General features: G+C 51.7%; 10 protein-coding genes. 7 read left to right on the top strand and 3 right to left on the bottom strand.

Going from position 1 to position 6,894, the window contains the following annotated elements; all coding sequences use genetic code 11:
* The first annotated feature begins 66 nt into the window (after nucleotides 1–66).
* The 5 genes from Q5911_RS13210 to Q5911_RS13190 all read left to right on the top strand — a co-directional run bounded on the left by Q5911_RS13210 (nucleotide 67) and on the right by Q5911_RS13190 (nucleotide 3,487).
* Nucleotides 67–519 carry an IS3 family transposase gene (locus Q5911_RS13210; protein ID WP_303183455.1) on the top strand — a complete coding sequence of 151 codons (453 nt, stop codon included), beginning with the start codon at nucleotides 67–69 and terminating at the stop codon, nucleotides 517–519.
* Nucleotides 520–674: 155 nt separating this feature from the next.
* Nucleotides 675–1,346 (top strand): response regulator transcription factor, encoded by a 672-nt coding sequence (locus tag Q5911_RS13205; RefSeq protein ID WP_303183453.1) that lies wholly within the window; start codon nucleotides 675–677, stop codon nucleotides 1,344–1,346.
* Between the two features lie 2 nt (nucleotides 1,347–1,348).
* Complete coding sequence (locus Q5911_RS13200; RefSeq protein WP_442913489.1) at nucleotides 1,349–2,473, top strand: HAMP domain-containing sensor histidine kinase; 1,125 nt, start codon at nucleotides 1,349–1,351, stop codon at nucleotides 2,471–2,473.
* Nucleotides 2,470–3,033, top strand: coding sequence for a hypothetical protein (locus Q5911_RS13195; RefSeq protein WP_076778482.1), 564 nt, complete (start codon nucleotides 2,470–2,472; stop codon nucleotides 3,031–3,033). The genes Q5911_RS13200 and Q5911_RS13195 overlap by 4 nt, the downstream gene beginning before the upstream one ends.
* Nucleotides 3,034–3,070: 37 nt before the next feature.
* Nucleotides 3,071–3,487, top strand: a complete 417-nt coding sequence (locus Q5911_RS13190; RefSeq protein ID WP_303183449.1) for an EamA family transporter — start codon at nucleotides 3,071–3,073, stop codon at nucleotides 3,485–3,487.
* A gap of 23 nt (nucleotides 3,488–3,510) precedes the next feature.
* Here the strand turns inward: Q5911_RS13190 and Q5911_RS13185 are convergent, their stop codons facing one another.
* A complete protein-coding gene (locus tag Q5911_RS13185; RefSeq protein WP_157888436.1) occupies nucleotides 3,511–3,654 on the bottom strand; it encodes a hypothetical protein in 144 nt (47 codons plus the stop codon).
* 17 nt (nucleotides 3,655–3,671) lie between these two features.
* Here Q5911_RS13185 and Q5911_RS13180 point away from each other — a divergent pair, with 17 nt between their 5' ends.
* Complete coding sequence (locus Q5911_RS13180) at nucleotides 3,672–4,436, top strand: dihydrofolate reductase family protein (protein ID WP_303183446.1); 765 nt, start codon at nucleotides 3,672–3,674, stop codon at nucleotides 4,434–4,436.
* 50 nt (nucleotides 4,437–4,486) lie between these two features.
* Here Q5911_RS13180 and Q5911_RS13175 read toward each other — a convergent pair whose 3' ends face one another.
* A complete protein-coding gene (locus Q5911_RS13175) occupies nucleotides 4,487–4,813 on the bottom strand; it encodes a winged helix-turn-helix transcriptional regulator (RefSeq protein ID WP_076778476.1) in 327 nt (108 codons plus the stop codon).
* Between the two features lie 235 nt (nucleotides 4,814–5,048).
* On the opposite strand from Q5911_RS13175, the gene Q5911_RS13170 reads away from it, so the two are divergent.
* Entirely contained in the window at nucleotides 5,049–5,954 is a 906-nt protein-coding gene (locus tag Q5911_RS13170) for an SIR2 family NAD-dependent protein deacylase (RefSeq protein ID WP_442913488.1), read from the top strand.
* Here the strand turns inward: Q5911_RS13170 and Q5911_RS13165 are convergent.
* Nucleotides 5,917–6,813: a LysR family transcriptional regulator gene (locus Q5911_RS13165; RefSeq protein WP_303183442.1), complete on the bottom strand. Its 897-nt coding sequence runs from the start codon at nucleotides 6,811–6,813 to the stop codon at nucleotides 5,917–5,919. The genes Q5911_RS13170 and Q5911_RS13165 overlap by 38 nt on opposite strands.
* Nucleotides 6,814–6,894: the final 81 nt, after the last annotated feature.

Below are 6,894 nucleotides of genomic sequence, written 5' to 3'. Positions count from 1 at the left end.
ATGGAATTCCTGTCAATGATAAGAGAATCCTGAGAATCTGCCGTAAAATCGGAGTTCAAATATTATGTGGGGATAGAAGTGCACAAAGTTTATTTAAGTGCGATCCTGGATTTGTGTGACCGCAGGATTGTTTCATATAAGATCAGTAATCATAATGATAATGCACTTGTTATGGATACCTTTGATCAGGCGGTAAAGATAGAGCCAGATGCGCATCCGCTTTTTCATTCGGACCGAGGATTCCAATATACCAGCCAGGCTTTCTATCTTCGTCTGAAGAAGCACCATATGAAACAAAGTATGTCCAGAGTCGCACACTGTATAGACAATGGTCCAATGGAAGGATTCTGGGGAATCTTAAAACGCGAGATGTATTATGGGAAATGCTTTACATCAAGAGAAGAATTAATCCAAAGCATCCAGAACTATATTGAATACTATAACAATCGACGTTTGCAACGTAAATTACATATAATGACACCAATGGCATTTCATGAACTTACACTACAGGTAGCATAAAAATACCGCCAGCCGGTTATCGGCTGACAGAGAAAAATTTATCATTTTTCATTGTCCTCTTGACGGGTAGCACACCATCTTTTAATAATTCAGAAACAAAACATAAACATTTTGGTAGTATACTGAGAGCATGAAAAAAACGGAGGGCTGAGAAGATGATACACATTCTTGTGGTGGAGGATGACGAGAGGCTGAACCGGATCGTCTGCACCTATTTAAAAGACAGCGGATTTGAAGCGAAAGGATGCCTGGGGGCGGAGGAGGCGTACGAGGAGATGTACAGCCAGCTCTACGATCTGATCGTCTCGGACATCATGATGCCTGGCATTGACGGGTTTGAGTTTGCCCGGACCGTGCGCAGGGTGAATAAAAGGATCCCCATTCTCTTTATGTCCGCTAGGGATGATCTGCCCTCCAAACAGAAAGGGTTTCAGCTGGGGATCGATGACTACATGGTAAAGCCTGTGGACCTGGACGAACTTGTGCTGCGGGTCCGGGCGCTTCTGCGTCGGGCCAATATTGATATGGAGAGGAAGATCACGGTAGGAAACCTTACGCTGGATGCGGACGGCATGAGCGCCGAGGTGGACGGGGAGGAGATCTCCCTTACGACCCGGGAGTTCAACATCATCTACAAACTTTTATCTTATCCGAAGAAGACATTTTCCCGTGCCCAGCTTATGGATGAATTCTGGGACGTGGACAGCGATACAAGTCTCCGGGCCGTGGATGTGTACATGACAAAGCTCAGAGCCAAGCTTTCCGACTGCGATGGTTTCAAGATCGTCACGGTGCGGGGGCTGGGATATAAGGCGGTGCTGCAATGAGTATGGAGAGGGAGAAAAGAACAGGCAGACGGGATGGAAGAGACGGAGAGCGCATGATAAAGGACAGTCTTTTTCCCATCTCGCTTTTTGGTATATTTCTGGGAGTGCTTTTTCTCATGTCCGGGATCCATGTAGGACTGGTGGTGCTGATGAACCGGCTGAACTGGAGCGAACTGGTTCAGACGCTTGTCCCTATGGCCTACTGGAGCGTTGTGGCGGGCGGCTTGACCCTGTTTACGAGAAAAAAGATCCGGAATACATACGAGGAGCCGCTTCACCGGCTGGCCAGGGCTACGGAGCAGGTGGCGGGAGGAGATTTCTCCGTCTATGTGCCCACAGTTCACACGTCCGCCCGGCTGGATTATCTGGATGTGATGATCCTGGACTTCAATAAGATGGTGGAGGAGCTGGGGAGCGTGGAGACACTGAAGACGGATTTTGTGTCCAATGTCTCCCACGAGATGAAGACGCCCATTGCTGTCATTAAAAATTATGCGGAACTTCTGCAGACAGGAAAAGGTACCAGGGAAGAACAGATGGAGTATGCCCGGGGGATCGAGGAGGCGGCCGTGAGGCTGTCGGATCTGATCAGCAATATTCTCCGTCTGAACAAGCTGGAGAACCAGAGGATCGACCCGGAGATAGAACAGTATGACCTTTGCGCCCAGCTGGAGGACTGCATCCTTCAGTATGAGGAGATGTGGGATGAAAAGGAGCTGGATCTGGAAGTGGACATGGAAGAGCGGGCGCCGGTGCAGGCAGACAGAAGTCTGATGGAGCTTGTGTGGAACAACCTGCTCTCTAATGCAGTGAAATTCACAGAACCAGGCGGCAGCGTGAAAGTGCGCCAGAGAACGACAGAAGAGTATGTGGAGGTGTCGGTGACGGATACTGGCTGCGGTATGAGCAGTGAGAGTGTCCGGCACATTTTTGATAAGTTTTACCAGGGGGATACTTCCCATTCCGGGGAGGGAAACGGCCTGGGCCTTGCCCTTGTGAAGAGAGTCCTTGTTCTCATGAACGGAGATATCCATGTGGAGAGCAGACAAGGGGAGGGGAGTACTTTTACTGTGCGGCTTCCCCTGCCCGGTGACAAAGAAGACAGACCGGAGGTGACAGAGCTTTGAGTGAGGGAAAAAGAAGAGGCTTTATAGGGTATGAGTATAAAGAGGTGACAGCGGATCAGGGACAGCTATCCTTTCTCATGGACGGGTATGGGAACTTCGGCTGGGAGCCGGACGAAAATGTTATGCCCTGCACACTGGAAAAATATCCTGAGAGGGCAGGAAAAGGAGGGCACAGGAAAGTGCTGCTCCGGCTGAAGAGAGACAGAAAGATCATCAACAAGACAGAGCTGACCAGGCTCCAGCGGAACTTTGAGGCCTGCGTGGCGGAGATCGCCCACCTGGAGAAGGAAAAGACTGCCGGACCTTCCGCCATCGCGGTGACGACAGGGATCATCGGAACTGCGTTTATGGCGGGAGCGACATTTGCGGTGACAGCGCCTGTGCCTCAAGTCATTCTTACCATCATACTGGCCATCCCCGGCTTTGCCGGCTGGATCGCGCCCTGGTTTCTGTACAGGAGAGGTGTGAGAAGGCAGACGGAGAAGATTACGCCTCTGATTGAAGAAAAATACGATGAGATCTACGAGATCTGCGAGAAAGGAAGTAAACTGCTGAATTGACAGGGGTTAAGGTTTCTGGAAGAAAGAAGGGGTAAAGATGTGGCTTTTATATGCGGCGGGCTCCGCGTTCTTTGCCGGGGTTACATCCGTTCTGGCAAAGTGCGGGATACGGAAAACAAATTCCACCGTGGCTACGGCTGTGCGCACGATGGTCATACTGGTCTTCTCGTGGGTTATCGTCCTGGCTGCCGGATCGGCAGATCAGATGCGGGACGTCAGCGGGAGGACTTTTGTCTTTCTCATCCTCTCGGGAGCAGCAACAGGAGCCTCCTGGCTCTGCTATTACCGTGCTCTCCAGGAGGGGCCGGCCAGCATTGTGGCGCCCATAGACAAGCTGAGTGTGGTTGTCACGGCAGCATTTTCCTATTTTGTCTTTGGGGAAAAGTTAAGCCGCCGGGCGCTGGCGGGACTGCTCCTTCTGACGGCCGGAACCGTGGCCATGGCATTCATGTAAAGAGCAAAACTATAAAAAGAAGATCACTCTTCCACCGGGATCAGGTTGCTGACGTAAGGGCGCTTTCCGGAGAGCACATCGTCATAGAACTCCTGCTTCCAGTCAATGTAGTCCACACAGCCCTTCAGCTCCTCGATGGAGGAGAGGAGGGCTTTTCTTTTCTGCACAAGCAAGAGCTGGAAAAATGGAAAAGATATGGACAGCAGACGGATTTTTAGAGGATCAGAAAGCGGGGAAACAGGGACGCCCCTATGTGATCTGCCATATTCTGAGCGCCCTGGACGGTAAAATCACAGGCACGTTTATGAGGACTGAGTCAGCGGCAGAGGCCTCGGAACAGTATGCGGATATCAGAAGCGGACTTCACGCCCGAGCCTGGCTGTACGGAACCTCCACCACCAGAGAGTTCATCGGAGGCAGTAAAGCTGTACTGAAGGAGCGGGCAGGAAATGTCCCGGATGGCGATTTCATAGCGGAGGCGCCGGAAAAATTCTACTTTGTATCCGTAGATACAGAAGGGATTATCGGCTGGCAAGACGGAACATTCCGAAAGGAGGGGCGTCCGGACGCACATGTCATTGAAGTGCTGACAGAAAAGACACCCCTGCAGTACCGCTCTTATTTGCGAGAGCGGGGCGTGTCCTACATCCTTGCCGGAAAGGACAGCCTGGACTGCCGGGAGGCAGTGCGGAAGCTGGGAGAATACTGGGGCATTGAGGCGATCCTTGTCTGTGGCGGCGGGACTATCAACTGGACTTTTGTACAGCAGGGGGCGGCAGATGAGCTGAGCCTTGTGTTGGCTCCGGCTGCAGACGGGGAGAGTGAGACTGTGACTGTGTTTGAGCGGTCGCCGCTCCTTACTGCGTCAGTGCCCGTGGAGTTTGCACTGAAGCAGGTCCAGGTGTTGGAAAAGGGCGCACTGTGGATGCGGTATGGAATCAAACAGTAAAAAGCAGAAATCCTTCCCGTATGAGAGAGAATACAAAAAGAAGCTGCATATCACAGCAGCTTCTTTTTGTATTCCGTCCCCCACTCTTCCATGGCATCCAGGATAGGTTTCATGGACTGCCCCAGGGGAGATAGGGCATATTCTACTCTGGGTGGCACCTCCGGGTAGACGGTGCGGGTGATGATCCCGTCCTCCTCCAGGGCCCGGAGGCTGTCGGTCAGCACCTTCTGACTAATACCCTCCAGATCCTTTCGCAGCTCATTGAAGCGCCAGGGGCGCATAAAGAGATTTCTGAGGATCAACAGCTTCCATTTGCTCCCGATGAGCTGGACTGTGGTAGCTACCGGGCAGGCCGGCATTTCTTCTTTTGTCTTCATGCAGATCACCTCAACTGTCTTCAATAGTTTAAAATCGAATATTACATCTAAATTATAGTGTAATATGCTGGATCGCGCAACAGGAAAGAAGGAACGTCCTAAGTCACTTTCAGGTAACCATGTAACAAAAAAGTGCGCACTTTTTTCATGTAATCACTTGTGTTACAATCAGGATATCATATGAGTGCGTTCGTTTCCTCCCGGAATGGGAGAACGCAGCGGAAAGAGGAGGCAGATGTTTGTGTTTGCAGGAAAATGGACACAGAAACCAGAGGAGACCCGCCAGCAGAAGATCCGGCGGCTGTGGGAAGCCCTTGACAGGGCGGATGCAGTAGTCATCGGCGCAGGGGCTGGACTCTCCGCCTCCGCTGGTTTTACCTACAGCGGAGAACGGTTTGAGAAATATTTTCGTGACTTTAAAAAGAAATATGGTTTCCATGACATGTATTCCGGTGGGTTTTATCCCTACGATACACTGGAAGAGTACTGGGCCTACTGGAGCCGCTACATCTGGATCAACCGGTATACAGACGTCCCCAGACCGGTGTATGAGGAGCTGCTGGATCTTGTGAGGGAGAAGGAGTATTTTGTCCTCACTACTAATGTGGATCATTGCTTTCAGAAGGCGGGATTTGACAAAAAGAGGCTGTTCTACACCCAGGGAGATTACGGGCTCTTCCAGTGCATGGAGCCTTGCTGCCAAAAGACCTGGGACAATGAGAGCGTGATCCGGGAGATGATGGAGCGCCAGAAAGACATGCGTATTCCCTCGGAACTGGTTCCCCGCTGTCCGCACTGCGGTAAGCCTATGACTATGAACCTGCGTGCAGATGACAGCTTTGTACAGGATGAAGGCTGGTACCGGGCGGCAGAAAGATACAGTCAGTTCCAGAAAGACCACAGGGGGATGCGCATCCTCTATCTGGAGCTGGGGGTGGGGTACAATACTCCGGTCATCATCAAGTATCCTTTCTGGAAGATGACCCGCCAGAACCCGGAGGCTGTATATGCCTGCATTAACTGCGGGGAAGCAGCGGCGCCCGCAGAGATCGCGGAGCAGTCTGTCTGCATCGACGGAGATATCGGGGAGGTGCTGGGGCAGATCAAGATGGCAGATGCGGCGGAAGCACCATCTCTCTGACTTTTTCGAGGAAAAGCCCTGCCGGGCGGGAGAAGACCTGGTGCTTTTTCCACACCAGACAAAGCCCGGCCTCCATGGTGGGATACAGGGGACGGAAGCACAGCTGGCTGTCTCCGGAGGTATTGATCAGCCGGTCCAGAGTGATAGCGTACCCCACACCCGCCTTTACAAAGTGGGAGGCATTGTAGATCAGCTCGTAGGCGGTGGTAATCTTTAGCCTGGAAAAATCTTTTTTAAACCAGGCGGACAGCTCGCTGCTGCCGCGGATCTGGTGGGAGACGATCAGTGGAAGGTCCCACAGATCCTCAGCAGTTACATACTCTTTGGCCGCAAGTGGGCAGTCTTTGCGCATGAGTACACCCCAGGTGTCTTTGACAGGGAGCCGTATATAATCATATTTGGAGATGTCTACAGGCTCTATGAGCAGGCCAAAGTCGATGAGACCGTTATCCAGTTTCTCGGTGACATGGGCGGCGTCTCCGCTGTAGATGGAGTAGGAGATATCCGGCCATCTCTGCTGCAGATCCCTGGCAGCCCGGGCCAGAAGGGAGATGGCGTCTGTCTCTCCGCTTCCAATACAGACCGTTCCGTTTACGTGTTCATCAGACAAGGAGATCTCATTCTTTGTTTTCTCCATCAATTCTATCAGTTCTTCTGCACGTTTCCTTAGAAGTATGCCCTCCTCCGTGAGGGTGATTTTTTTGCTCCCCCGGATGAGAAGCTGCTTGCCAAGCTCCCTTTCCAGGTCTTTCAGCTGCCGGGAGAGCGGCGGCTGGGTCATGCAGAGGGACTCCGCAGCCTTTGATATGCTGCCCTCCCGGGCAACTGCCAGAAAATATTCCAACACGCGAATATCCAAAACGCTCTCCTCCTGTCTTTTGTAATACAGATATTTTTATCATTATAAATGGAATACATATACTTTTCAAGTATGGAAAAA

It is taken from the genome of Lachnoclostridium phocaeense (assembly GCF_959599685.1).
Taxonomy (GTDB): Bacteria; Bacillota; Clostridia; order Lachnospirales; family Lachnospiraceae; genus Claveliimonas; species Claveliimonas monacensis.
This window is presented reverse-complemented; position numbering and strand designations above follow the sequence as displayed.